At 63.9% G+C, this 26269-nt stretch carries 24 protein-coding genes and 2 tRNA genes; 6 read left to right on the top strand and 20 right to left on the bottom strand.

Annotation, left to right across the window (positions count from 1 at the left end):
- From ACREB4_RS12765 to dnaB, 4 genes are all read left to right on the top strand, one after another.
- The coding region (locus tag ACREB4_RS12765; protein ID WP_431588600.1) for a response regulator at positions 1 to 781 on the top strand (781 nt) is incomplete at its 5' end.
- A gap of 5 nt (positions 782 to 786) precedes the next feature.
- Entirely contained in the window at positions 787 to 1428 is a 642-nt protein-coding gene (locus tag ACREB4_RS12760; RefSeq protein WP_431588599.1) for a glutathione S-transferase, read from the top strand.
- Between the two features lie 87 nt (positions 1429 to 1515).
- The gene (locus tag ACREB4_RS12755; protein WP_431588598.1) at positions 1516 to 2508 is read left to right on the top strand and encodes an LLM class flavin-dependent oxidoreductase; all 993 of its coding nucleotides are present in this window, start codon (positions 1516 to 1518) and stop codon (positions 2506 to 2508) included.
- A gap of 91 nt (positions 2509 to 2599) precedes the next feature.
- A complete protein-coding gene (dnaB, locus tag ACREB4_RS12750) occupies positions 2600 to 4033 on the top strand; it encodes a replicative DNA helicase (protein ID WP_431588597.1) in 1434 nt (477 codons plus the stop codon).
- A 22-nt stretch (positions 4034 to 4055) separates the two neighbouring features.
- On the opposite strand, the gene ACREB4_RS12745 is transcribed toward dnaB, so the two are convergent.
- The 19 genes from ACREB4_RS12745 to rnr form a co-directional block, all read right to left on the bottom strand.
- Positions 4056 to 6461, bottom strand: coding sequence for an AsmA family protein (locus ACREB4_RS12745; RefSeq protein ID WP_431588596.1), 2406 nt, complete (start codon positions 6459 to 6461; stop codon positions 4056 to 4058).
- A 79-nt stretch (positions 6462 to 6540) separates the two neighbouring features.
- Positions 6541 to 7239, bottom strand: coding sequence for a Bax inhibitor-1/YccA family protein (locus ACREB4_RS12740; protein WP_431588595.1), 699 nt, complete (start codon positions 7237 to 7239; stop codon positions 6541 to 6543).
- A 107-nt stretch (positions 7240 to 7346) separates the two neighbouring features.
- Positions 7347 to 8189 carry a TrmH family RNA methyltransferase gene (locus ACREB4_RS12735; RefSeq protein WP_431588594.1) on the bottom strand — a complete coding sequence of 281 codons (843 nt, stop codon included), beginning with the start codon at positions 8187 to 8189 and terminating at the stop codon, positions 7347 to 7349.
- Between the two features lie 7 nt (positions 8190 to 8196).
- Positions 8197 to 8823 (bottom strand): ribonuclease HII, encoded by a 627-nt coding sequence (gene rnhB, locus ACREB4_RS12730; RefSeq protein WP_431588593.1) that lies wholly within the window; start codon positions 8821 to 8823, stop codon positions 8197 to 8199.
- Positions 8801 to 9976 (bottom strand): lipid-A-disaccharide synthase, encoded by a 1176-nt coding sequence (gene lpxB, locus ACREB4_RS12725; protein ID WP_431588592.1) that lies wholly within the window; start codon positions 9974 to 9976, stop codon positions 8801 to 8803. The genes rnhB and lpxB overlap by 23 nt, the downstream gene beginning before the upstream one ends.
- Before the next feature lie 25 nt (positions 9977 to 10001).
- Entirely contained in the window at positions 10002 to 10790 is a 789-nt protein-coding gene (gene lpxA / locus ACREB4_RS12720) for an acyl-ACP--UDP-N-acetylglucosamine O-acyltransferase (protein WP_431588591.1), read from the bottom strand.
- Positions 10791 to 10804: 14 nt separating this feature from the next.
- A complete protein-coding gene (gene fabZ, locus ACREB4_RS12715; protein WP_431588605.1) occupies positions 10805 to 11242 on the bottom strand; it encodes a 3-hydroxyacyl-ACP dehydratase FabZ in 438 nt (145 codons plus the stop codon).
- Positions 11220 to 12275 (bottom strand): UDP-3-O-(3-hydroxymyristoyl)glucosamine N-acyltransferase, encoded by a 1056-nt coding sequence (lpxD, locus tag ACREB4_RS12710; RefSeq protein ID WP_431588604.1) that lies wholly within the window; start codon positions 12273 to 12275, stop codon positions 11220 to 11222. Before lpxD ends, fabZ begins: the two co-directional genes overlap by 23 nt.
- A gap of 32 nt (positions 12276 to 12307) precedes the next feature.
- Positions 12308 to 12817: an OmpH family outer membrane protein gene (locus ACREB4_RS12705; protein ID WP_431588590.1), complete on the bottom strand. Its 510-nt coding sequence runs from the start codon at positions 12815 to 12817 to the stop codon at positions 12308 to 12310.
- A gap of 2 nt (positions 12818 to 12819) precedes the next feature.
- Positions 12820 to 15126 (bottom strand): outer membrane protein assembly factor BamA, encoded by a 2307-nt coding sequence (bamA, locus tag ACREB4_RS12700; RefSeq protein WP_431588589.1) that lies wholly within the window; start codon positions 15124 to 15126, stop codon positions 12820 to 12822.
- Positions 15127 to 15133: 7 nt separating this feature from the next.
- Positions 15134 to 16543, bottom strand: coding sequence for an RIP metalloprotease RseP (rseP, locus tag ACREB4_RS12695; RefSeq protein ID WP_431588588.1), 1410 nt, complete (start codon positions 16541 to 16543; stop codon positions 15134 to 15136).
- Positions 16544 to 16560: 17 nt separating this feature from the next.
- A complete protein-coding gene (gene ispC, locus ACREB4_RS12690) occupies positions 16561 to 17778 on the bottom strand; it encodes a 1-deoxy-D-xylulose-5-phosphate reductoisomerase (protein WP_431588587.1) in 1218 nt (405 codons plus the stop codon).
- Positions 17771 to 18697 (bottom strand): phosphatidate cytidylyltransferase, encoded by a 927-nt coding sequence (locus ACREB4_RS12685; protein WP_431588586.1) that lies wholly within the window; start codon positions 18695 to 18697, stop codon positions 17771 to 17773. The genes ispC and ACREB4_RS12685 overlap by 8 nt, the downstream gene beginning before the upstream one ends.
- A 2-nt stretch (positions 18698 to 18699) precedes the next feature.
- Entirely contained in the window at positions 18700 to 19491 is a 792-nt protein-coding gene (gene uppS / locus ACREB4_RS12680) for a polyprenyl diphosphate synthase (RefSeq protein WP_431588585.1), read from the bottom strand.
- A gap of 67 nt (positions 19492 to 19558) precedes the next feature.
- Positions 19559 to 20119, bottom strand: a complete 561-nt coding sequence (frr, locus tag ACREB4_RS12675; protein ID WP_431588584.1) for a ribosome recycling factor — start codon at positions 20117 to 20119, stop codon at positions 19559 to 19561.
- A gap of 13 nt (positions 20120 to 20132) precedes the next feature.
- A complete protein-coding gene (gene pyrH, locus ACREB4_RS12670; RefSeq protein ID WP_431588583.1) occupies positions 20133 to 20843 on the bottom strand; it encodes a UMP kinase in 711 nt (236 codons plus the stop codon).
- Between the two features lie 97 nt (positions 20844 to 20940).
- Positions 20941 to 21837 (bottom strand): translation elongation factor Ts, encoded by an 897-nt coding sequence (tsf, locus tag ACREB4_RS12665; protein ID WP_431588582.1) that lies wholly within the window; start codon positions 21835 to 21837, stop codon positions 20941 to 20943.
- A 76-nt stretch (positions 21838 to 21913) separates the two neighbouring features.
- Positions 21914 to 22663: a 30S ribosomal protein S2 gene (gene rpsB / locus ACREB4_RS12660; RefSeq protein ID WP_431588581.1), complete on the bottom strand. Its 750-nt coding sequence runs from the start codon at positions 22661 to 22663 to the stop codon at positions 21914 to 21916.
- A 233-nt stretch (positions 22664 to 22896) separates the two neighbouring features.
- Positions 22897 to 25209 (bottom strand): ribonuclease R, encoded by a 2313-nt coding sequence (rnr, locus tag ACREB4_RS12655; protein ID WP_431588580.1) that lies wholly within the window; start codon positions 25207 to 25209, stop codon positions 22897 to 22899.
- Positions 25210 to 25335: 126 nt separating this feature from the next.
- On the opposite strand from rnr, the gene ACREB4_RS12650 reads away from it, so the two are divergent.
- Together ACREB4_RS12650 and ACREB4_RS12645 are read left to right on the top strand one after the other, a co-directional pair.
- A tRNA-Leu gene (locus ACREB4_RS12650) sits at positions 25336 to 25420 on the top strand.
- A 44-nt stretch (positions 25421 to 25464) separates the two neighbouring features.
- Positions 25465 to 25549, top strand: a tRNA-Leu gene (locus ACREB4_RS12645).
- Between the two features lie 145 nt (positions 25550 to 25694).
- Here ACREB4_RS12645 and ACREB4_RS12640 read toward each other — a convergent pair.
- Complete coding sequence (locus tag ACREB4_RS12640) at positions 25695 to 26216, bottom strand: phosphoribosyltransferase (RefSeq protein WP_431588579.1); 522 nt, start codon at positions 26214 to 26216, stop codon at positions 25695 to 25697.
- Positions 26217 to 26269: the final 53 nt, after the last annotated feature.

Below are 26269 nucleotides of genomic sequence, written 5' to 3'. Positions count from 1 at the left end.
GCTGAACCTGCTCTCCAATGCCATCAAGTACAACCGCGACATGGGCGCCGTGGTGGTGGACTGCAGCGCGCACGGCAAGGACCGCGTCCGGGTCGCCGTGCAGGACACGGGCATGGGCCTGAGCGAAGAGCAGCTGAAGCTGCTCTTCCAGCCGTTCAACCGTTTGGGCCAGGAAGCCGGTGCGCAGGAAGGCACGGGCATTGGCCTGGTGGTGACCAAGCACCTGGTCGAATCCATGGGCGGCGAGATCGGCGTGACCAGCACCGTGGGCATGGGCAGCATGTTCTGGATCGAATTGAACGCCAGCGAACCCATGCCCGCCTACACCCACGAGGACGTGGCCAAGGCCATGGCGCCACTCCAGCCCGAAGCGGAGCAGCTCTCCAGGAGCTACACCGTGCTTTACGTGGAGGACAACCCCGAGAGCCTGAAGCTGGTGGAACAGATCCTGAACACCCGCCCCGACATCCGACTGCTGTCGGCCCACGATGGCAGGCTGGGCGTCGAGCTGGCCCGGGTCCACCTGCCCGACCTCATCCTGATGGACAACAACCTGCCGGGACTTGATGGCGTCTCGGCCCAGGCCATCCTGCGCAACGACCCCAAGACCGAGCACATCCCCGTCATCGCGCTGACCGCCAACGCGATGCCCCGCGCCATCAACCAAGGTTTGGCCGCGGGTTTTTTCCGCTACATCACCAAGCCCATCAACATCAAGGAACTGCTGGAAGCCATCAACGCCGGACTGGCCTCGGCCGAGGCCAGGAAGTCGGATCGATAGCCGCCATGCCCGCCCTGCCCATCCTGTACTCGTTTCGCCGCTGCCCTTATGCGATCCGAGCCCGCCTGGCCTTGAAGGCCGCCCAAGTCCCCGTGGAACTTCGCGAAGTCGTGCTGCGCGACAAGCCCGCGGCCATGCTGGCGATCTCGCCCAAGGGCACGGTGCCGGTGCTGCAATTGCCCGATGGCCAGGTCATCCAGGAAAGCCTGGAGATCATGACCTGGGCGCTGGGCCAGTCCGACCCAGGCGGCTGGCTGGCGCACGTCGAGCACCAAGCCATGCAAGGTTTGATCGCCACCAACGACGGCCCCTTCAAGGCCCTGCTGGACCGCTACAAATACCCGGAGCGCCACCCAGCGCACACCGCCACCGAATACCGCCAGCAGGCCATCGACCTCTTCATCGCGGACCTGGACCGGCGCCTCTCGGCGCAAGCGCACCTGCTGGGCGGCCAAACGTCGCTGGCCGACGCGGCCATCGTGCCTTTCGTGAGGCAGTTCGCCCAGGTGGACGCCGACTGGTTCGCCAGCGCGCCATTTCCCGCATTGCGGCGATGGCTCCAGGCCTGGGCCAACTCGCCCTTGTTCGAGGCCGTGATGGCCAAGCACCCGGCCTGGCGGCCAGCTGACACACCCACGGTGTTCTAGCCCGAGGCACCGGGCATTTCACTGCCAGGCCCGTGGTCTATGAAGGGCGGCGCAAAGCGCGTGCCCAGCAGCCGGCAGACTGTGGCCATGATTCCATTTTCAATCCTCGACCTGTCGCCCATCGTGGAGGGCAGTGACGCCGCCCAGTCATTCCGCAACACGGTGGACCTGGCCCAGCATGGCGAACGCTGGGGCTACCAACGTTATTGGCTGGCCGAGCACCACGGCATGCCCGGCATCGCCAGCGCGGCCACCGCCGTCCTCATCGGGCACGTGGCCGGTGCCACGTCCACCATCCGCGTGGGCGCCGGCGGCATCATGCTGCCCAACCACTCGCCCCTGGTCATCGCCGAACAGTTCGGCACGCTGGCATCGCTGTACCCAGGCCGCATCGACCTCGGGTTGGGACGCGCACCGGGCTCTGACCAGGCCACGGCCCGCGCCTTGCGCCGCAACCTGGGCTCGGACGCCGACGAATTTCCGCAAGACGTGGTCGAACTGATGGACTACCTGTCCAGCGCCCCCAAGCAGCCCGTGCTGGCGGTGCCTGGGCGGGGCACGAACGTGCCCGTGTGGATCCTGGGGTCCAGCCTGTTTGGCGCGCAACTGGCGGCCGTCCTTGGCCTGCCTTACGCTTTCGCCTCGCATTTCGCACCAGCACAGATGCAGCAGGCCGTGGCCATGTACCGGGCCAACTTCAAGCCCTCGGCGCAGTTGAGCAAGCCGCACGTGATGTTGGGCTTCAACGTGTTCGCGGCCGACACCGACGAAGAAGCCGCCCTGCTGGCCACCTCGATGCAGCAGGCCTTCGTCAACCTGCGCAGCGGCCGGCCGTCGCGCCTTCAGCCGCCCATGGCGGGGTACGCGGAGCGCCTCGACCCCACGGCCCGGGCCATGCTGGACCAGGTGCTTTCGTGCAGCGCCATCGGCTCGCCCGGCACCGTGCGCCAGGCCTTGCACGACTTCATCGCGCGCACGGGCGCGGACGAACTCATGATCACCTCGCAGATGTTCGACCACACCGCTCGGCGGCGCTCCTATGAAATCGTGGCCGAGGTCCGCGGCGTGCAGGCGGTTTGAGACTTATCCACGCAGATCCCCAGCATTTCCCCCGCCTGTCCACAACTTTATCCACAGGCGGGTGACGGCGCCGCCCGTATCATCACCCCCCATGTCTGCTGTATTCCCCATCCCTTTTTCCGCCTCCGGATCTGCGTCCCTGAGCTCCGACGAAATCTCGCGACTGCGGGTGCCGCCGCACTCCATCGAGGCCGAACAAAGCGTGCTGGGCGGGCTGCTGCTGGACAACAGCGCCTGGGACCGCGCCGCCGACGTCCTGTCCGAGGACGACTTCTACCGGCACGAGCACCAGCTGATCTTCAAGGCCATCCACCAGATGATCAACGCCTCGAAGCCGGCCGACGTGATCACGGTCTACGAGAACCTGCAGAACCAGGGCAAGTCCACCGACATCGGCGGCATCGCCTACCTCAATGCCTTGGCGCAGAGCGTGCCCAGTGCGGCCAACATGCGCCGCTATGCCGAGATCGTGCGCGAGCGCGCGGTGCTGCGCAAATTGGTCACCGCCAGCGACGAGATCGCCAGCGCGGCCTTCAGCCCGCAAGGCAAGCTGGTCTCGGCCATCCTCGACGAGGCGGAATCCAAGATCCTGAAAATCGGCGAAGAAGGCAACCGCAACAAGCAAGGCTTCCACTCGATGCCCAACTTGGTGGTCGACCTGCTGGACCGCGTGCAGGAACTGGCCGACAACGGCGCCGAAGACGTGACCGGCGTGCGCACCGGCTACACCGAGATGGACAGCATGACCGCCGGCCTGCAAAAGGGCGACCTGATCGTGCTGGCCGCGCGGCCTTCCATGGGCAAGACCGCTTTCGCCTTGAACATCGGTGAGAACGTGGCCGTCAACGAAGGCCTGCCCGTGGCCGTGTTCTCCATGGAAATGGGCGCCTCGCAACTGGCGCTGCGGATGGTCGGCTCGATCGGCCGCATCAACCAGCAAAACCTGCGCACCGGCCGCCTGAGCGACGACGAATGGGGCCGCTTGAGCGAAACGGTGGAGAAACTCAAGAACGCCAATGTCTTCATCGACGAAACCCCGGCGCTGTCGCCCAGCGAACTGCGTTCACGCGCACGGCGCCTGGCACGTCAGTTCGGTGGCACCCTGGGCTTGATCATCATCGACTACCTGCAGCTGATGAGCGGCTCGGGCGGCAATGAAGAAAACCGCGCCACCGTGATCGGTGAAATCTCGCGGGGCCTGAAGGCGCTGGCCAAGGAGCTTCAATGCCCCGTGATCGCGCTGTCGCAGTTGAACCGAAGCGTGGAAACGCGGCCCGACAAGCGCCCCATGATGTCCGACCTGCGCGAATCCGGCGCCATCGAGCAAGATGCCGACGTCATCATGTTCATCTACCGCGACGATTACTACAACAAGGAGTCGAAGATCCCGGGCACGGCCGAGATCATCATCGGCAAGCAGCGCAACGGCCCCGTGGGCAGCGTGCACCTGGCCTTCGTGAAGTCGAACACGCGGTTCGAGAACCTGGCCCCCGGCAGCTTTGTCGGCGGCGGCAGCGAATACTGAGTGATCACTGCCGCACCCGCGGTCACTTGAACAAGCCTTTGAGCAATTTGTCCTTCAGCTTCTGCTGCTGAACCGGGTCCTTGAGCTGCTCTTGCAACCTGGACTTGACCGTGTTCTGGATGGCGCCCACGGCCACCTCGGACCACGCGATCTTCCAGTCCGGCGCATCGAAGGGGCCGCTCAACCTGACCGGCACGGTGAGGCCCTTCAAGGCCTCGGCTTCTGCACCATCCTGCCCCTTGACGGTGCCGGTGACCGTGGCGCTCACCGTGTAGTTCAGGCGGCGCTCCACCAGGTTGATGTCGCCCTTGCCGCCGACCCGCAAGAACGGGCTCTTGGCCGACAGGTCCTCGTTGTGGGCCACGCCATGCTTGATCTGGAAAGTACCCGTCAGCTCGGTGAAATCGGTCTTCTCGGTCTGCGATGATTTCTGGACCGCATCGCTCTTGCCCGACCACTGCGCCTTGACGTCACGCAGCGATTTCGCCAGGTTGATGCCACGCACCGCCCCATCGCGCAATTGCAGCGAGGCATCGCCATTCAGCCCCGCGACCCACTGCGAGACCTTGGCACCACCGGTCTGGATGTCCAGCTTGACCTGGCCCGTGCCTTCCAGCATGTCCTTGCCCGCAACGTCCTTGAGCATGGCCAGGATGTTGATGCCCTCGGCCTGGGCTTGAAGCGCCAAGCGCTGCGAGCCGGCGTCCGCCGTGCCATGGGCCAGCACCTTGCCGCCCCAGGCGCCCGCCGCCAGCCGGCTCAACGTCAGGCGACCTGCCTCGACCGTGGCCGCCAACTCGGCATCGACCAGGCGGTATTGGCGCACGGCCAGCTTGTCCGCCTTGAACTTGAATTGCCCATCGATGGAGTTCAGGGCGCCCATGTCCACGGGCGCGTCGGGCGCCTCGCCACCCGCTTTCGTGCCCGCGGGAGGGGAAGCACCCGCTGCGGGAACCGGCAGCAAGCGGTTCAAGTCCAGCGAGGTGAAGTGCGCCGTGGCCTGCACCTGCGGCACCTTGCCGCCCAACTTGAGCGAACCGTCCGATGAGAACGGGTTGTCGTTGAGCTGGCCCTTCAGGCTCCATTGGGCCGCCTCGCCCGCCAGCGCGGCGTGCCCGTTCAACTGCACCTGCAAGGGCTGCAGAGAGGGTTCCTGGATGCTGGCCTGCAGGCGCAAGGCCTCCAAGGCACCCGCGCCTTCCCGAGGGCGCGCGGTCACATCGGTCAGCAAAGCCCCTTTCACTTGCCGCCGCTGACCACCCGCGCCGGCCATGGCCGCGGTGAAGTCCAACTTCAAGCCCGGCACCTTGACCAAGGCGAAACCACCGGTGGGGGCCTGGCTGGCGAAAGTCGCGGCCACCTCGATGGGGCCTGTCACCTTGAGCTGGCCTTTCAGCGGACTGCCCTTGAGTTGATCACCCTTGACGTCCAACGCTGGCCAATCCAGGTCCAATGCCAAGCCTCGATCCGACTGTCGGGCTTTCAATGCCACCACCAGCTTGCCCAAGGCCAACAACTGCTGGCCGGGGTCATAACTGAATGAGTCGACCGACAGCCGGCCCTGCTCCACGAGCAAGGCTGGCGCATTGGCTTGTCCGCCCACCTGGCCAGACACCTCGATCGCCAAGGACTGCGCCTTGACCGACTGGCGCTCGCCATCCCAGGCCACGGCCCCGGTCAACTCGGCCTTGAGTGCCTTCACGCCCGGTACATCGCCTTGCAGGGTCATCTTGACGCGGTCCAGCTCCGCCGAGGGCGTCGCCAGCCCCAGGCGGGGCGTGAGGCGGAATTCGCCTGTCACGCCACCTTTTGCCAACCGAGGCTGGGTCAGGTCGAAGCCGGCGTCCAACTGGATGTCCGACGGCACCCCATCGGCCAGGTGCCCTGAAGTCAGCCGATTGATGGCCAGGGTGCCCACCACGCCGGTCTTGGCATCGTCGACCTTTGCGCTGACACGCTCCAATTGAATGGCGGCCACGTCGAAGGTCAAAGGCTCGGCAGGCGCGCCCGGTTCGGGCGGCTTTTCGTCTTTCTTCAGCAGATCGTCGATGTTCGAGCGCCCGTCGGCATCACGGCGGTAAACCAGGCGCACGCCCTGCGCGCCAATGCGGTCGATCACCAGTTGCCGTTTGAACAAGGCCAGCATGTCGACCGACAACTCGGCTTCGTCCACCGCCAGGAATTCGGCCGGCTGCTGGTGCTCGCTCAGGCTGACTTTGGTGAGCTTGAGCCGCAGTTTGGGGAAGAGCTTGAGCTCCATGGGCGCACCAATCACCAAGGTGCGCTGCTTGTGCGACTTGACCCAATCGGTCAACAGGCCCTGGTAACGATTCGGGTCGAAAGTGGCCAGCAGGTAGCCACCCACCGCCACCGACAACAGCACCAAGCCCCCCAGCGTCCACGCCAAACGGCGCATCCAGACATTCATGCTCGACCTTCCTGACTGAGAACGACAAAGGCCCCGCAGGGCCTTTGTCGACAAGCGATGAAGAAAGACCAGCGCGGGATCAGTCCCGGTCGCCGCCCACGAAGCCGAGGATGCTTAGCAGCGACTGGAACACGTTGTAGACATCCAGGTAGATCGCCAAGGTGGCCGACACGTAGTTGGTCTCGCCGCCATCGACGATGCGCTTGAGGTCGTACAGCATGAAGGCCGAGAAGATCACCACGGCCATCACGGACACCGTCAGCATCAAGGCCGGGAGTTGCAGCCAGATGTTGGCCACGCCAGCCAGCAGCAGCACGATCACGCCCATGAACAGCCATTTGCCCAGGCTGGAGATGTCGCGCTTCATCGTGCTGGCCAAGGTGGCCATGCCCACGAACACCAGGCCCGTGCCGCCAAAGGCCAGGGAGATCAGCTGCACGCCATTGGAAAAGCCCAGCACCGCGCCGATCAGGCGCGACAGCATCAGGCCCATGAAAAAGGTGAAGCCCAGCAGCAGCAACACGCCCACGCCGGAATGCTTGAACTTCTCAATGCCATAGAAGAAGCCGAAAGCGATCGCCATGAAGGCCACGAAGCCGATCATCGGATTGCCCGCGAACAGGCTGAAATTCATGGCCACACCCAGCCAGGCGCCCAGCACCGTCGGGATCATGGACAGGGCCAGCAAGGCGTAGGTGTTGCGCAGCACGCGTTGACGCTCGGCGACGCCAAAGGCACCGCTGTAAGCAACATCAAGGGGTTTCAACGATTGGTCCATGCTACCTCTCCAAAAAAGTCAGGTTCCATTTCCGGGAACACACTTTGATTCTAGGGCCCTGCCGCGCGACGGGCTGAGAGCGCAAATAACCATCACAGGATCGAGGATTAAATGCCACCCAAACGACGGCGCAAGGACTCGTACAGGCACACCGCCGCCGCCGCCGCCACGTTCAGCGATTCTTCGCCACCCGGCTGGGGAATCGACACCGTGTGCAGGCATTGCGCCATGATGTCCGCTCCGACACCCTGCCCTTCGTGGCCCAGCACCCAGGCGCAGGGCTCGGGCAATGGCGCGCGCGGCAGCTCATGGTCGGCGTGGGAACTGGTGGCCACCAGGGGCAACTGCAGATGGATCAGCTGTTCGGGCAGGGCCTGTTCCACCAGGTGCAGTCCAAAGTGGGCGCCCATGCCCGCCCGCAGCACCTTGGGCGACCACAAGGCGGCCGTGCCCTTCATGGCCACCACCTGCGCCACCCCCAAGGCCGAGGCACTGCGCAAAATGCTGCCGACATTGCCCGCGTCCTGCACCCGGTCCAGCACCACGGTGGGCACACCGGGGCGCAACACAGGCGCCGTGGCGCCGTCATCGCCCACCAAAGGCGCGGAGACCAGGAAACCCAAGCGGGCCGGGGATTCCAGGCCGGTGAACACTTTCCAGATCGCCTCGGGCAACACGACGACCTTGTCGGCCTGCCGCGCCAAGGTGGTCAACTGGTAGACCAACGGATCGCCCCCATGGCCCAGGCCATGCTCGCCCAGCCAGGCGGAGTCGGCGATCACGGCGACGGGCGCCTTCTTGCCGCGAGCCAGGTAAGCCGAGCACAGGTGGTCGCCCTCCAGCCAGACCTCGCCCAACTTGCGGTAGGCGTTGGGGTCCTGGGCCAGCTTGCGCAGCCGCTGCACCAGCGGGTTGTCACGGGAGGTGATCAATTGAACGACGGCAGGCATCAGGCGCTCAAAAGTCCAGGCCCAGCACGGCGCGAACCGGCGCGAAACTGCGGCGATGGGCCGCGATGGCGCCATGCTCGCGCAGCGCGGCCAGGTGTTCCGCCGTGGGGTAGCCCTTGTGGCCGTCGAACCCATATTGGGGGTGCGCTTCGTGCAGTTGCAGGCACAGGCGATCACGGTGCACCTTGGCCAGGATCGAGGCCGCCGAAATGGCCTGAACCTTGTCATCGCCCTTGACGATGGCCTCGGCCGGCACCTTCAGCACGGGAATCCGGTTGCCATCGACCAGGACCAGCCCCGGCTTGAGGCGCAGGCCTTCGACCGCCCGCTTCATGGCCAGCATGGTGGCGTGCAAGATGTTGAGCTCGTCGATCTCCTCGACCGTGGCCTCGGCAATGCAGCAGCACAGGGCTTTGGCCCGGATTTCGTCGAACAGGCGCTCGCGCTGGCGGGCCGTGAGCTTCTTGGAGTCAGCCAGGCCCTTGATCGGATTCTGGTCGTCCAGGATGACCGCGGCGGCCACCACCGGACCCGCCAGCGGGCCACGTCCAGCCTCGTCGACACCCGCCATCAAGGCGGGCACTTGCCATTGCAAGCCCAACTGCTGCGGTTCAATGGGTTTTGATCTGGCCATGGCGACCATCCTCCACGATCTGCGCGATGGCATCGCTTGCACAACGTGCGGTGTCGCGCCGCAGGGCGTGGTGCAGCGCGGTGAAACGTTCGCGCACCTCCAGCACCTTGGCGGGATGGTCCAGCCAGTGCAGCACGTCGGTGGCCAACTGCTCTGGCGTGGCGGCATCCTGCAGCCGCTCGGGCACCACGAAGTCCTTCAAAAGGACATTCGGCAGGCCCACCCAGGGCTGGTAACGCATGCGCTTCATCAGCTGCCAGCTCAGGCCACTGAGGCGGTAGGCGATCACCATGGGGCGCTTGAACAGCGCGGCTTCCAAGGTCGCCGTGCCACTGGCGATCAGGGTCACGTCGCAAGCGGCCAGCACTTCGTGCGAGCGGCCTTCCAGCACCTGGACATTGGCATTGGGCGCGTACCGGTTGACCAAAGGCAGCACCATGTCCCGCAGGCTGGGCACCACCGGCATCACGAAACGCATGTCAGGGCGCTGGTGGCTGAGGATGGTCACCGCCTGCAGGAAAGCCGGCGCGATGTGCTGGATCTCGGAACGGCGGCTGCCCGGCAGCACCGCCAGCACCGGCGCATCCAGCGGCAGGCCCAGGCTGCGCCGGCTGGCCTCGCAGGGCGGCTCCATCGGGATGGTGTCGGCCAGCGGGTGACCCACGAAGGTGGCCGGGATGCCCTTGGCCGCGTACAACTCGGGCTCGAAGGGGAACATGCACAGCATGTGGTCGGTCGACTTGGCGATCTTGTTGAGGCGGTTGCCACGCCAGGCCCAAATCGAGGGGCTGACGAAATGAACCGTCTTGACGCCCTGGGCCTTCAGCCGCGCTTCCAGGCCGAAGTTGAAATCCGGGGCGTCCACGCCGATGAACACATCCGGGCGCTGCGCCAGCAGGCGGTCCCCCAGTTGCTGGCGGATGCCGGACAGTTCGCGGTAGTGCTTCAGCGCGTCCACGAAACCGAAGACCGCCAGCTTCTCGTGCGGCCACCAGGCGTCGAAACCCTGCGCCACCATGCGGGGCCCGCCTATGCCCGCCGAGGTCATGCTCGGCCAGCGCGCCTTCAGTCCGCCCAGCAGCAAGCCGGCGAGCAGGTCGCCAGACACCTCGCCGGCCACCATGGCCACCTTGGGTGCGAAATCACCACTCATTGACGCAGCTTCCACAAGACCGTGCTCAGCGCACGATGCCGCGTGTGGAGCCCGCCAGGAAAGCGATCATGAGATCGACATCCTGCTGCGCTTCCGGGTGGGTGGTGGCCAGTTCGGCGATGCGGCCCTTGGCCTCTTCCAAGGTCAGGTCCTGGCGGTACAACGCACGGTGCATTTCCTTGACGGCCTTGAGCCGTTCGGGACTGAACCCGCGGCGGCGCAGGCCTTCCAGGTTGAGACCGCGGGCCTCGGCCATGTTGCCCTGGGCCATCACGAAAGGCGGCAGGTCCTGGCCCAGGGCCGTGGCCATGCTGGTCATCGCATGGGCACCGATCTTGACGAACTGGTGCACGCAGGTGAAGCCGCCCAGGATGGCCCAATCGCCCACCTGCACATGCCCCGCGACGTGCGCGTTGTTGGCGAAGATCGTGTGGTTGCCCACCTGGCAGTCGTGCGCCAGGTGCGTGTAAGCCATCATCCAGTTGTCATGGCCCAGCCGCGTGATGCCTTCGTCCTGGGCGGTGCCCACGTTGAAGGTGCTGAATTCGCGGATGGTGTTGCGATCGCCGATGATCAGCTGGGTGGGCTCGTTGGCGTATTTCTTGTCCTGGGGGTGGCCACCCAGGGACGCAAATTGGTAGATGCGGTTGTCGCGGCCGATGGTGGTGTGGCCTTCGATCACGCAATGGGGACCGACGGTGGTGCCTTCGTCGATGCGGACGTGGGGGCCAATGACCGTGTAAGGCCCGACCGTGACGGTGCTGCCCAGTTGCGCCTGGGGGTCAACAACGGCCGTGGGATGGATGCTTGCCATGCTGCTGCCCCGCCTCAACGCACCGTGCGTTGCGTGCACATCAATTGCGCCTCGACGGCCAGCTCTTCGCCCACCCAGCCCTTGGCGGTGAACTTGTAGATGCCGGCCCGGTGGCGGTCGATCTTCACGTCCAGGATCAACTGGTCGCCAGGTTCGACCGGGCGCTTGAAACGCGCGTTGTCGATGCCGACGAAGTAATACACGGAATTCTGGTCGGCGCTGATGCCGATGCCCTCGAAGGCCAGGATGCCCGCGGCCTGCGCGAGCGCCTCCAGCATCATCACGCCCGGCATCACCGGACGGCCTGGGAAATGGCCTTGGAAAAATGGCTCGTTGAAGGTCACGTTCTTGACCGCGCGGATGCTCACGTTCTTTTCGATCTCCAGCACGCGGTCCACCAAGAGCATGGGGTAGCGGTGCGGGAGCTTCTCAAGAATCTTGTGGATGTCCATTGTCATGATTTTTATGTTGCTTTTCTAAGGCGCGAATGCGATCGCGAAGGGCATGCAGATTGCGCAGCGTGGCAGCGTTCTTTTCCCACGAGGCATTGTCATCGAAGGGGAACACGCCACTGTACAAGCCCGGCTTTTGAATGGACCGGGACACCAGCGTGCCAGCCGAGACGTGCACGCCTTCCGCCAGGGTGAGGTGGCCAGAAATCATGGCGGCACCGCCAATGGTGGTGTGCGCGGCGATGACGGCACTGCCCGCGATGCCGACGCAACCCGCCATGGCGGCATGCGCGCCGATGTGGACGTTGTGCCCGATCTGGACCAGGTTGTCGACCTTGACCCCATCTTCAAGAATGGTGTCGCCCAGCGCGCCACGGTCGATGCAGGAATTGGCCCCCACCTCGACATCGTTGCCGATGCGCACGCCCCCCAGTTGCTCGATCTTTTCCCAATGGCGCTCGGGCGTTGGCGCGAAACCGAAGCCATCCGCGCCGATCACCACGCCACTGTGAAAAATGCAGCGCTCACCGATGTTGCAATCGAAGCCGATGGTGACGTGCGCCGCCAGACGGGTGCCTGCCCCGAGGCGGCTGCCTCGACCGACCACACAATGGGGCCCGATCACCACGCCTTGTCCAAGGACCGCCCCGCCCTCCACCACCGCCAACGGTCCGATGGTGACGCCCTCGCTCAGGACCGCGCTGGGATCGATCACCGCGCTGGGGTGGACGGCCGCGGGCGCTGGCGGACGAAAGCGTTGAACCCACCACTGGGTCAGGCGCGCAAAGTACAGGTAGGGGTCGCTCGTCACGATGGCCGTGCCACGCGCCACCGCTTCGGCCCGCAAAGCCTCGGACACGATCACGCAGCCGGCCGAGGTGCCCGCCAGTTTGGAGCGGTATTTGGGATTGGCCAGGAAGGTGATCGCGTCAGACTGCGCCTGCTCGATCGGCGCGATCTGGGTGATGGGCAACTCCGCCGGCCCCACCAGTTCGCCACCCAGTGCCGAGATGATCTGACCGAGCTGCACCATGGACGTCTGACCGGTCGGCTGGACCGTGCCGCTCACTTGCCAACAGCGTTATTGAGGGACTTGATCACCTTGTCGGTGATGTCCACGCGCGGGCTGGCGAAGACCGCTTCCTGAACGATCAGGTCGTATTTTTCCTGATCGAAGATTTGCTTGACGACCCGATTGGCGCGGTCGAGCACGGAGGCCAACTCTTCGTTCTTGCGCTGGTTCAGGTCTTCTTGAAACTCGCGGCGCTTGCGCTGGAATTCGCGGTCTTGTTCGACCAGGTCGCGCTGGCGGCGACCGCGCTCGCCTTCGACCAGCGTCGGGGCGTCTTTTTCGAACTTGTCGGAGGCCGACTTGATGCGCTGAGCCGTGTCGGTCAGTTCCTTCTCGCGTCGGCTGAACTCGACTTCCAGCTTGGCCTGAGCCGCCTTGGCCGGCGACGCATCACGCAGGACACGGTCGAGGTTGACGTACCCAATCTTGAATTCCTGGGCATGGGCCGCAGCCGCGGTCGCCAGCAAAGTGGCGGCCATCAGGGTCTTGAGGGCGGATTTCATGGTCAGAATGCGGTACCGATCTGGAACTGGAGTTTCTGGATTTTATCCACATCGAACTTGCGTAGTGGCTGGCCGTAGCTGAGTTTCAGCGGCCCGACGGGCGAGACCCAGCTGACGCCCACGCCCATGGAAGCGCGGAAATCGCTCAGCTTGACCGGTTCGTCGTCACCCCAGACATTACCAGCGTCCAGGTAGCCGAACAAGCGCAGGGTGCGGTCATTGCCGGCCCCCGGGAATGGCACATACAACTCGTTGTTGATGTTGATGCGCTTGTTGCCGCCGATGTAGGCGCCGCTGTTGTCGATGGGGCCCAGCGAGTTCTGCTCGAAGCCCCGCACCGTGCCCAGACCGCCGCCGTAGAAGTTCTTGAACACCGGGTACTCTTTGCCCGACAAACCCAGGCCATAGCCCAATTCGGCATTGAAACCAAAGGTGAACCGGTTGGTCAGCGCGAAATACTGCTGGAACTGGTAATTGCTGCGCAGGTAACGCGTGTCACCGGCCACGCCCCATTCCAGGTTGACGCGCTGATAACGGCCTTGCGACGGGGCGATCGTGCTGTCGCGCGCATCGCGGGCCCAGCCCACGGTCAGCGGGATCGACAGGCTGCTTTCGCCGAAATTGCGGCGGTAAAGCTTGTAGTTGTCCGGCAGGCCCAGGTCACCCTTGATCGAGGTTTGCTCGGCGCCCACGCCGAAGAACACGGTGTCGAATTCGGTGAAAGGCACGCCAAAGCGGATGGCCGCGCCGGGGGTCACGATTTCATAATCGCCACCCTGCGTGCTCAGTGGCCGCGAGGTGCGGTAAAACACATCGACCGAACGCGAGATGCCGCTGTCTGTGAAATAGGGATCGACCGTGCTGACCACCAGCGTGCGGTTGTACTTGCTGGTGTTGACCTCGATGCCCAGGTAATTGCCCGTGCCGAAGATGTTGTCCTGCTTGATCGAACCGGTCAGTGACAACTTCTCGGCGCTGGAGAAACCCGCGCCCAGCATCAGGTTGCCAGTGGGTTTTTCTTCCACCGTGATGGTCAAGTCCACCTGGTCCTGCGTGCCCGGCACCTCGACGGTGTCGATGCCCACCTGCTTGAAGTAGCCCAGGCGGTCCACGCGGTCGCGCGACAACTTGATCTTCTGACCGTCGTACCAGGCTGATTCGAACTGGCGGAATTCGCGGCGGATCACCTCGTCGCGCGTGCGAGAGTTGCCAGCCACGTTCACACGGCGCACGTACACGCGGCGCTGCGGCTGCGAATTGAACACGGCGACCACGGTGCCCTTGTCCCGGTTCAGTTCCGGACGGAACTCGACGCGCGCGAAGGCATAGCCAAAAGCGGCGAAGCGGTCCGTGAAGGCCTTGGTGGTCGAGGCGATGTCCTCGGCCTTGTAGGCATCACCGGGCTTGACGGCCACCAGCGAGCGGAAGACTTCGTCCTTGCCCAGGTAGTCGCCTTCCAGCTTCACGCCGGTGACCGTGTACAGCGGGCCCTCGGTCACGTTGATGGCGATGGAGATGTCCTGCTTGTCGGGCGAGATGGCCACCTGCGTGGACTCGACCTTGAACTCAAGGTAACCACGGTTGAGGTAGTAGGCCTTGATGGTTTCGAGGTCGGCATTGAGCTTGGCCCGCGCATACTGGTCGGACTTGGTGTACCAGGTCAGCCAGCCACCGGTCGTCAGGTCCATCTGCGACAGCAAGGTGCTTTCGGAGAAGGCCTTGGTGCCGGTGATGCGGATGCTCTTGATCTTGGCGGTTTCGCCTTCGGTCACGCTGAAGGTGACGTTGACGCGGTTGCGGTCGACCGGGGTGATGGTGGTCACCACCTCGATGCCGTACAGGCTGCGCGACAGGTACTGGCGCTTCAACTCGGTTTCGGCGCGGTCGGCCAGGGCGCGGTCGAAAGGCTGGCCTTCGCCGATGCCGATGTCCTTCAATGCCTTGACCAGGTTGTCCTTGTCGAACTCCTTGGTGCCCACGAACTCGACCTTGGCGATGACGGGACGCTCTTCGACGACCACCACGACCACGCTGCCATCGATCTGGATGCGCACGTCCTTGAACAGGCCCGTGGCGAACAGGGAACGCAAGCCGGCCGAACCCTTGTCATCGGTGTAGGTGTCGCCCACCCGGAAAGGCAGAGAGGCGAACACCGTGCCCGCATCAGCGCGTTGCAGGCCCTCGACGCGAATGTCCTTGAGCACGAAGGGCTCCACCGCGAAAGCGGCGGTGTGGAACATGGACACGGCAACGAGCGCGGCGGCCAGGGTCGGTTTGAACCGATGGACAGTCTTGGAAGGGAATTGCATGCAAAGATCAGTGCGAGCCCAGGATGCGGGCCAAATCGTTGTAGAGGGCAAGTGACATCATCGTGAGCATGACGGCCACGCCACCGCGTTGCAACCGTTCCAGCCACACTTCTGAGATGGGCCGGCCGGTGAGTCCTTCAAAAAGATAATACATGAGGTGCCCGCCATCCAGGACCGGCAGCGGCAGCAGATTGAGCACGCCCAGACTGACGCTGACCAGGGCCAGGAAACCCAGGTAATGTACCCAACCGAGCTCGGCCGACCGCCCCGCGTAATCCGCAATGGTCAGGGGCCCGCTGAGGTTCTTGAGCGAAGCCTGCCCCACCACCATCTTGCCCAGCATTTCCAGGCTCATGCGTGACACGTCCCAGGTGCGGTTCAAAGCCAGCGTCAGCCCTTCGAGCGGGCCGTAGCGCACCTCCACCATCGCGGGTGGCGAACCGATGCCCGCCTCGATGCGGGCAAGCTGCTTGCCCTCGACGTCCTTCATGGACGGCGTCACCGTGATGTCCAGCGTCTGACCGGCGCGCAGCACCTTCAACTGGATGGGCTTGACCTGGCCACCATCGTGGCTGGCGCCGATGAATTGCCGCAATTGCGCGGCATCCGTGGGCACCCGTCCATTGACTTGCAGGACCCGGTCGTTGGCCTTCAAGCCGGCACGTTCAGCCGGACCACCCGCGATGGCCTGCGCAATCACAGGCTCCACATACGGGCCCATCAACCCAAGGCGGTCCAGCAGATGGGCATCGACCTCGGCCGCCGCGACGCGGCTCAGCGGCAAGGTCAGGGTGCGCACACCATGCTGGGCAGGCTCATCGCCGCCCGTTGCGTTTTGCCGGACCTGCAAGCGCAGATCATGCCCCGCCATGGCGGCCTGCGTGAAACGCCACTGCAGATCGCTCATAGAACGAATGGCCTGCCAGCCATCGTCGGCCGATTCGGCGACACCGCCACCGATTTCGGCCACCGCCAGCACTTCATCGCGCGCCTGCAAACCCGCTTGGTCGGCCAGGCTTTCCGCCTTGGGCTGGGCCATCCAGGGCCGCAGCTCCTGAACGCCGGCCCAATTGACCGCGGCGTACAGCACCACGGCCAGCAGCAGGTTGGCCGCGGGGCCCGCCGCCACGATGAAAGCGCGCTGCCAGAGCGTCTTGCGGTTGAAGGCGCGGCTCAACTCAGCAGGCGGAACCACGCCTTCGCGCTCGTCCAGCATCTTCACGTAGCCGCCCAAAGGCAAGGCCGACACCACGAACTCGGTGTCGCCATGCATGCGGCGCCACAGCACCCGCCCAAAGCCCACGGAGAAGCGCAGCACCTTGACGTCGCACGCCAGCGCCGCACGGTAGTGCCCGTATTCATGGATGACCACCAGCACACCAATGGTCACTAAAAATGCCAATACCGTTACCAACATGGCAAGGCTCCTTTGAATCAGCGGCTCAAGCCAGACGAGATGTTCTGGGCGATGCGCCTGGCCTTGGCGTCCAGCGCCAGCAAACCGTCGACGCTGTCGCAGCAGCCGGACTCTACCGCGCAATCGACCAGACTTTGCGCGTTGACCGCATGAATCTGGTCAAAGCGGATGCGCCCGGTGAGGAAAGCATCGACCGCGACCTCGTTGGCCGCGTTGAGCACGCAGGTGCTGCCTGCAGGGCCATTGAGGGTGTCCCAGGCGAGTTGCAGGCCCGGATACCGACGCGCGTCGGCCTCTTCGAAGGTCAAGGCGGACAGGCGCGTAAAGTCGAGTAAATCAGCCCCGGATTCGATCCGGTTGGGCCAGGACAGGCCATAAGCGATGGGGACGCGCATGTCGGGCGTGCCCAATTGCGCCAGGACCGAACGGTCACGGCAGACCACCATCGAGTGGATGATGCTTTGGGGGTGCAGCACCACCTTGATGCGTTCGGGCGTGAGGCCGAACAGCCAGCGCGCCTCGATCACCTCCAGCGCCTTGTTCATCATGGTGGCGGAATCGACCGAAATCTTGCGGCCCATCACCCAATTGGGGTGCGCGCAGGCCTGGTCGGGCGTGACATCGCGCAGGGTGGCGGGATCGCGCTGCCGGAAGGGGCCACCCGAGGCCGTCAGCACGATGTGGTCGATGCGCTCGGCCCAGGTCCCGACGTCTTCAGGCAGGCACTGGAAAATGGCCGAATGCTCGCTGTCGATGGGCAGCAAGGTCGCGCCGCCTTCGGCCACGGCGCTCATGAACAAGGCCCCGCCGACAACCAGCGCTTCCTTGTTGGCCAGCAAAAGCCGCTTGCCCGAACGAGCCGCGGCCAGGCAAGGCGCCAAACCGGCCGCACCAACAATGGCGGCCATCACGACATCCACCTCAGGATGGGAGGCGATGTCGCACAGCGCCTGCTCACCGCTGAGCACTTCGGTGGACAAACCCGCGAGCACCAGCCCTTGGCGAAGGCGCTGGGCTTCTTCTTCGCGGGGCATGACGGCGAAACGGGGCCGCCATTGCACGCACTGCGCCAGCAATTCGTCCACCCGGCGCCCACCGCTCAGGGCGAAGATTTCAAAGCGCCCGGGATGCCGACCAACCACATCGAGCGTGTTGCTGCCGATCGACCCGGTGGAACCGAGCACACACAGCCTTTGTCGATTCACGTTCGACACGGAGGACGACGAATCAACCATGGCACAGGGACATCAAGGCCAGCACCAGAGGCAGCACCGGCAACAAGGCATCGATGCGGTCCAGGACGCCACCATGGCCAGGCAGCAACTGGCTGCTGTCCTTGGCGCCTGCCTGGCGCTTGATCAGGGATTCGAACAGGTCGCCCACCACGCTCATGCCCACCAGGAAAACAATGCCCAGCACCAGGCCCACCGGCCCCAGGCCTGACAGCAGGTGGCTGTACATGCTGGGCGAATCCACGGACCAGTTGCGGTCCACCGCGATCCAGATCACCGACAAAAGCAAGACCGCCAGCATGCCCGACCAGACGCCTTCCCAGCTCTTGCCAGGACTGATGCTGATCGCCAGCTTGCGCCGCCCGAAAGCGCGGCCGCCAAAGTAGGCACCGATGTCGGCCGCCCACACCAGGCAAAAAACGGACAGCAGGAAATTGAGGCCTTGCGCCTTGCTTTCAGTCAGGGCCAACCAGGCCATCACCAGCACGCCCAGCCCGAGCAAGCCACGAAAGAGGCTGGGCAAGGACTTCCAGTGGCGGGTGCCCACGCGCAAGGCCCAGGCCCCACCCAGCACCCAGACCACACCGGTGACCCACCAGACCTCAGGCGGCACGGTGAACCCGGCCAGGGCATGCCCTGGCGAGTGGACATGGGACGCCACCACGCCCCCCGTTGAGGGCTGCGCCAGCCCCCAGGGGTCCAGGTGGACCGCCTGCGCCACGGCCAAGCCCACCAGCGCCACGGCCAGGCCCATCAACCAGGCCCGGACGCCCGGCCAGCCGTTCAAGCGGGCCCACTCCCAGCCCGCGGCGCTGACGAACAGGAGACTCAAGGCCGCGAACGGCCACAAGGCCTGCGCCGCCAGGGCTGGCAGGAGGATGGCCATCAGGATCAGCGCGGTGATCACGCGTTGCTTGAGCATGCTCAGGACCTCTCTGCGGTGGTTTCGTCGTTGTTGCTGTCGACCGCGCCGCCGACAGCGCCCTCGCCTTGCCCCGAGGCCCCGACATCGCCGAAACGACGTTCCCGGGCCGCGAACACGGTCAAGGCCTTGTCGATCTCGGCGCCATCGAAGTCAGGCCACAGGCAATCGGTGAAATACAGCTCGGCGTAAGCGCTTTGCCACAGCAGGAAATTCGACAAACGAACTTCTCCGCCGGTGCGGATGAACAGATCGGGATCGGGCGCGTAGGCCATGGCCATGAAGCGCGACAACTCGGATTCGGTCAGCTTGTCGGCAGGCACGCCCGCTAACATGGCCTTCTGGCAAGCCTGGACGATGTCCCAGCGGCCACCGTAGTTGAAAGCGACCGTCAAGGTCAAGCGGCTGTTGTCCTTGGTGCGGGCTTCGGCGTCCAGCAAGGCGTTGCGGATTTTCTCGGCCACGGTGCTCAGGTCACCCGCCACGCGGATGCGCACGCCATCGGCCTTGAGCTTGACGATGTGCTTGGACAAGGCCACCAGCAGGAGGCTCATCAGGCCCGACACTTCTTCTTCAGGCCGCTTCCAGTTTTCGGACGAGAAGGCGAACACCGTGAGGTACTCGATGCCGCGGTCGGCACAGGCCTGCACCACAGAAATCAGGGCGTCGACGCCAGCCTTGTGGCCCACACCCCGCGGCATGAGGCGCTTGCGGGCCCAACGGCCATTGCCGTCCATGACGATGGCGACGTGGCGCGGGGCCGGTGACGGAACGGGAAGATTTCGCTTGGCCATGCTGGCTCCAAAACAGATTGAGGCGGTCAAACCGCCTCAGACTGCATCGAGATCAATGAAAAGCCGATCAAACCGCCAGGATCTCGGCTTCTTTGCCTTGAACCAAACGATCGATCTCGACGATCGTGCGGTCGGTCAGCTTCTGGATGTCATCCTGCGAGCGACGGTCATCGTCTTCGGTGATTTCCTTGTCCTTGAGCAAACGCTTGGCCTGCTCGTTGGCATCGCGGCGCAGGTTGCGCACGGCAATCTTGGCATCTTCGGCCAGCCCCTTGACGATCTTGATGAGGTCCTTGCGGCGCTCTTCGGTCAGGGCAGGCATCGGCACGCGGATCAGATCGCCTTGCGAAGCCGGGTTAAGGCCCAGGTCGGACTCGCGGATGGCCTTTTCGATCTTGGCACCCATGCCCTTTTCCCAAGGTTGCACGCTGATGTTGCGCGCATCGATCAAAGTCACGTTGGCGACCTGGCTGATGGGCACCAGCGAACCGTAGTAGTCCACCTGCACCTGGTCGAGGATGCCGGGGTGGGCACGGCCCGTGCGAATCTTGCTCAGTTCATTCTTGAACGAGTCGATGGTTTTGAGCGTCTTTTGCTCAAGGGATTTTTTGATGTCGGCAATGCTCATGAAATGCTCCGGATCACACGTGAACCAGGGTGCCTTCATCCTCGCCCATCACCACACGCTTGAGGGCGCCGGGCTTGAAGATGGAAAACACCTTGAGGGGCAGATTCTGGTCGCGGCACAGCGCAAACGCTGTGGCGTCCAGCACTTGAAGATTCTTGATCAAGGCTTCGTCGAAGGTGATGGTGCTGTAGCGCGTGGCCGTGGGATCTTTCTTGGGATCGGCCGTGTAGACGCCATCGACCTTGGTGGCCTTGAGCATGATCTCGGCACCGATTTCGGCGCCGCGCAAAGCGGCGGCCGTGTCGGTGGTGAAGAAGGGGTTGCCCGTGCCGGCGGCAAAGATGACGACCTTGCCTTCTTCGAGGTACTGCAGGGCCTTGGGGCGCACATAGGGCTCCACGACCTGCTCGATGTTGATGGCCGACATGACGCGGGCGGTCATGCCTTCCTGGCGCATGGTGTCGGCCAGGGCCAGCGAATTCATCACGGTGGCCAGCATGCCCATGTAGTCGGCGGTGGCGCGGTCCATGCCGACCGAGCCGCCCGCGACGCCGCGGAAGATGTTGCCACCACCGATGACCACCGCCACCTCGCAACCCAGCTTCGTCACCTCCTGGATCTCTTGCACCATGCGGACGATGGTCGCGCGGTTGATGCCAAAGGCATCGTCGCCCATCAGGGCCTCGCCGGAGAGTTTCAGAAGGATGCGCTTGTAGGCTGCCATGCAGACGTCCTTGTGGTCATTGTTATGGTTTGAGAGTCACGGCGGGCTGCTTAAGTTTCCTTGAAAACTGGGAAAGCAGCCCGCGGTCGGGTCAGGATTACTGACCCTTGGCGGCGGCCATGGTGGCAGCCACTTCGGCGGCGAAGTCATCCACCTTCTTCTCGATGCCTTCGCCCACGACGTACATCGTGAAGCCCTTGACGGTCGTGTTGGCCGACTTCAGGTGCTGCTCGACGGTTTGCTTGCCGTCGGCGGCCTTCACGAAGACCTGGTTCAGCAGCGAGACTTCCTTCAGGTACTTCTGAACCGCGCCTTCGATCATCTTGGCAGCGATGTCAGCGGGCTTGCCAGATTCGGCAGCCTTGGCCGTGGCGACGCTGCGCTCGGTCTCGATCAGGTTGGCGGGCACGTCGCTGGAGGACAGCGACACAGGCTTCATGGCAGCGATGTGCATGGCCACGTCCTTGGCGGCGACAGCGTCACCGTCGAACTCGACCAGCACGCCGATGCGCACGCCGTGCAGGTAGGCGGCCAGGTTGCCACCACCGCTGTAGCGCTTGAAGCGGCGGATCGACATGTTCTCGCCGATCTTGCCGATCAGGCCCTTGCGGACTTCTTCGACCGTGGGGCCGAAACCGTCTTGCGACAGGGCCAACTCGCCAATGGCGGCCACGTCGGCCGGGTTGTGCTTGGCGATCAGTTCGGCCACCGACTTGGCAAAAGCCAGGAAGGAGTCGTTCTTCGACACGAAGTCGGTTTCGCAGTTGATCTCGACCAGGGCGCCGGTGCTGCCGTCGACGGCAGCGGACACCACGCCTTCAGCGGTGACGCGCGAGGCGGCCTTGCCGGCCTTGCTGCCGAGCTTGACGCGCAGCAGTTCTTCAGCCTTTTCAAAGTCGCCGTCGGCTTCGGTCAGGGCCTTCTTGCACTCCATCATGGGAGCGTCGGTCTTGGCGCGCAGTTCAGCAACCATGCTGGCGGTGATGGCGGGCATATGCTTTCTCCGTAAATCTGAAATCTGTTGTGAAAAAGGGGCTGAATCAGCCCCTGTGGTGCCAAGTCTGCAGCGATCAGGCTGCTTCGTTGACTTCCACGAATTCGTCGCCATCGGCGGCCACGGCTTGAACGACTTCGTTCACGGCGTTGGCACGGCCTTCCAGCACGGCATCAGCCACGGCCTTGGCGTACATCGCCACGGCCTTGGAGGAGTCGTCGTTGCCAGGAATGACGTAGTCGATGCCTTCGGGCGAGTGGTTGGTGTCAACCACGCCAATCACGGGAATGCCCAGCTTCTTGGCTTCGGCGATGGCGATCTTGTGGTAACCCACGTCGATCACGAACAGCGCGTCAGGCAGAGCGTTCATGTCCTGGATGCCGCCGATGTCTTTTTCGAGCTTGGCCAGGTCGCGTTGGAACAGCAGACCTTCCTTCTTGCTCAGTTGCTCCAGGCCGCCGGTCTCGATCTGAGCCTGCATGTCCTTCAGCTTCTTGAGCGAACCCTTGACCGTCTTGAAGTTGGTCAGCATGCCGCCCAACCAGCGTTGGTCCACGAAAGGAACACCAGCGCGTTGCGCTTCGGTCGAAACCCATTCACGGGCTTGGCGCTTGGTGCCGATCATCATGATCGTGCCGCGGCGAGCCGACAGCTGACGGATGAACTTCAGGGCATCCTCGAACGCGGGCAGCGTCTTTTCGAGGTTGATGATGTGAATCTTGTTGCGGTGACCGAAGATGTACGGGGCCATCTTGGGGTTCCAGAAGCGGGTTTGGTGACCGAAGTGGACACCGGCTTCCAGCATTTCGCGCATGGACACTGCCATAAAAATACTCCAGAGGTTGGGTCTTAAAGCCATCAAAAATCACAGCGGGGGCATCAAGCCAATTTGCTGCGACACCTGAGGTTTGAAGGCTTCGCGAGGTAGTTTTTGCGGGTTTTCCGCGTTGGATTTTCCGCGTTCATCCGAACCATTTCGGACAAACCCGCGGATTATAGCACGGCAGAGGTGCCTTGAACACCTGCCGCAATGCAAGCCAGCGGAAAGTCAGCGCCCGCTCAACGCTTGCGCGGGGTCTTGCGACCCACCGGCCCCTTCGGCGCGGCCTTGCCGCCCTTGCCCGATGCCGCGCCGGCTGGCTTGCCGCCGCCCGCAGCTCGCTTGGCGGAACGCTTGGTTTCGCGGTCGGAACGTTGCACATCGGCCAGCTCTTCCTGAGCCGACACGACGGGCGCACGCCCGGCGGGATCTCCGGCACGGTGGCGCTTGCGCCCACCCCCTCCTCCGCCACCGGCCGCCAGATCCTCGCCTTCGCGCACCAGGCGGAAGTCGATTTTCCGGCTGTCCAGATCGACACGGCTGACCTGCACACGAACCCGCGCGCCAGAGGCGTAACGCAGGCCGCTGCGCTCGCCACGCAGTTCCTGCCGCGCTTCATCGAAGCGGAAATACTCCCCCCCCAGTTCAGTGATGTGAACCAGGCCTTCAACGTACAGGCCATCCAGGTGGATGAACAGGCCAAAACTGGTCACGGTGCTGACGGTGCCGCCATATTCTTCGCCCAGCCGTTCGCGCATGAACATGCACTTGAGCCAGGCCTCCACGTCGCGCGACGCCTCGTCGGCACGGCGCTCATTGGAGCTGCAATGGATGCCGGCGGTTTCCCACGCTGCCGCTTCTTCGGGCGGCAACTTGATGCGCGCGGCCACCTTGACCGGCGGTTTCGGCAGCCCCTTGGCGGGCTGTGCCGCCCCACCCTTGGCACCAGGGCGCCCCTTGAAATAACTCGGCGACGACTGCACCGGCGGTAACTTCAGGATGTAGCGATCGCTGCCAAGCAAAGCCTTGATGACGCGGTGCACCAGCAAGTCGGGATAGCGCCGGATCGGGCTGGTGAAATGGGTGTAGGCCTCGTATGCCAAACCAAAGTGCCCGCTGTTGATCGGCGTGTAGATGGCCTGCTGCATGGAGCGCAACAGCATGGTGTGGATTTGCTGGGCGTCGGGACGGTCCTTGCTGGCATGCGCCAGTGCCTGGAACTCGCCGGGCGTGGGCTCGTCACTGATGCTCAGCCCCAGGCCCAATGCCTTCAGGTAATTCTTGAGCAGCGTGCGCTTTTCAGGCGTCGGACCTTCGTGAACCCGGTACAACGAGGGCTGCTTGGCGCGCGAGATGAAATCGGCCGAACAGACATTGGCCGCCAGCATGGCCTCTTCGATCAGCTTGTGCGCCTCGGTGCGCACACGGGGCACGATCTTGGCGATGCGGCCATTGTCATCGCACACGATCTGGGTTTCGGTCGTTTCGAAATCAACCGCGCCACGCACTGCGCGCGATTTGAGAAGCGCCCGGTACACCTCGTGCAGGTCCAGCAGGTGCGGGACCAGTTCGGCCCGGCGCTGCGCCTCGGGGCCGCGCGTGTTGCCCAGGATGGCCGCCACTTCGGTGTAGGTGAAGCGGGCGTGCGAGCAGATCACCGCCGGGTAGAACTGGTAGGCATGGACCTCGCCCTCGGCCGTGACCAGCATGTCGCAGACCATGGACAGGCGCTCGACCTCGGGGTTGAGCGAGCACAGACCATTGGAGAGCTTCTCCGGCAGCATGGGGATCACCCGGCGCGGGAAGTACACCGAGGTGGCGCGCTCATACGCATCGCGGTCCAACGGCTCGCCAGGCTTGACATAGTGGCTCACGTCGGCGATGGCCACCAGCAGGCGCCAGCCGTTCGGCCCCTTGCTGCGGCCGATCTTGGCGGGCTCGCAGTAGACGGCATCGTCGAAGTCGCGGGCGTCTTCGCCATCGATGGTGACCAGCGGCACATCGGTGAGGTCGATGCGGTTCTTCTTGTCGGCGGGACGCAGCTTTTCAGGCAGCTTGGCCGCCTGGGCCAGCACATCGTCGCTGAAGCGGTGCGGCACTTCGTACTTGCGCACCGCGATCTCGATCTCCATGCCGGGATCGTCGATGCCCCCCAGCACTTCGATCACACGGCCCACGGGCTGCGCGTGCAGCGAAGGCACTTCGGTCAGCTCGACCGAGACCACCTGCCCCGGCTCGGCATTGGCGATGCCCTTGGCGGGAATCAGGATGTCCTGCCCGAAGCGGCGGTCTTCGGGCGCGACGACCCAGGCGCCGCCTTCATGGAGCAGGCGACCAATGATCGGCGTCTTGCGGCGCTCCAGGATTTCCAGGACCTGGCCTTCAGGGCGCCCCTTGCGGTCCATGCGCAGCACACGCACTTTGACGCGGTCTCGGTGCATCACGCTGCGCATTTCCTGCGGGGGGATGTAGATCGTGGACTCGCCGTCGTCGGTGGTCACGAAACCGTGGCCATCACGGTGACCATGCACAGTCCCGACGATTTCGCTCATCAGGCTCACGAAATGTTGTGTTTGAGTTGTCATATGTCTTATTTTGATGCTAGAATGTCGTTCTTCGCGATTGATGCCAGAAACATATTTCCGGCACTTGAACGCGAAGGCAACTGCAGATTTCTGGCCCAGGTGGCGGAATTGGTAGACGCACTAGTTTCAGGTACTAGCGGGTAACTCCGTGGAGGTTCGAGTCCTCTCCTGGGCACCAGATGCTGCGGTTTGTTGAGAAGAGATCGAAGAGATTGATCACCTGCCCAGGTGGCGGAATTGGTAGACGCACTAGTTTCAGGTACTAGCGGGTAACTCCGTGGAGGTTCGAGTCCTCTCCTGGGCACCAAATTCAAAGAAAGCCGCATGAATAACATCATGCGGCTTTTTTCTTGTCGCCGCAGATCAAACAAATCCGGGCGCAAGAAAAAAGGCAACAGACCGCGCGCCTGTTGCCTTTCGTGAACACCGCACCGAAGCGAAAAGCCCGTCACTCAAACAGAAAAACGCTTGAGCAAGGCATCGGGCCGCAAGGTGTCGTAGTCCTCGAAGGGCTGGTGAATCCACGGGCTGGTGGGCAAGGTCTCGACATAGAAGTCCGGGGTGTAACTGGACACGCCCTTGACCCACAACACGGCCGACTTCAATTCGGTGATCGCCGGCATGCTGCGCAGGCGATCGACCACGGCCCGCAAGGTCACGCCCGAATCGGCCAGGTCATCGACCAGCAGCACGCGGCCGGCCAATTCGCCCTTGGGCATGGTGATGTACTGGGCCATGTCCAGGCGGCCTTGCAAGGTGCCGCCATCGTCACGGTAGGAGCTGGTCGCCATGATGCCCAAAGGCCGGTCGAAGATGCGCGACAGCACGTCACCAGGACGCAAGCCGCCACGCGCCAGGCACAGGATCTGGTCGAACGCCCAACCGGACTGGTGCACCTGCAGCGCCAGGCGCTCGGTGAGATGGTGGTATTCCTCCCAAGACACGTACAAGTGCTTGCCGTCATCGGTGAGCATGGGGTCTCCTATCTCGTGATCTCGAATGCTGGGAATGGGTGCCATGGGGGGCT

The sequence above is a fragment of the Aquabacterium sp. genome (genome assembly GCF_050725395.1).
Taxonomy (GTDB): Bacteria; Pseudomonadota; Gammaproteobacteria; order Burkholderiales; family Burkholderiaceae_C; genus Aquabacterium.
The sequence above is the reverse complement of the archived record's forward strand: the minus strand, read 5'-3'. Positions and strand labels throughout refer to the sequence as shown.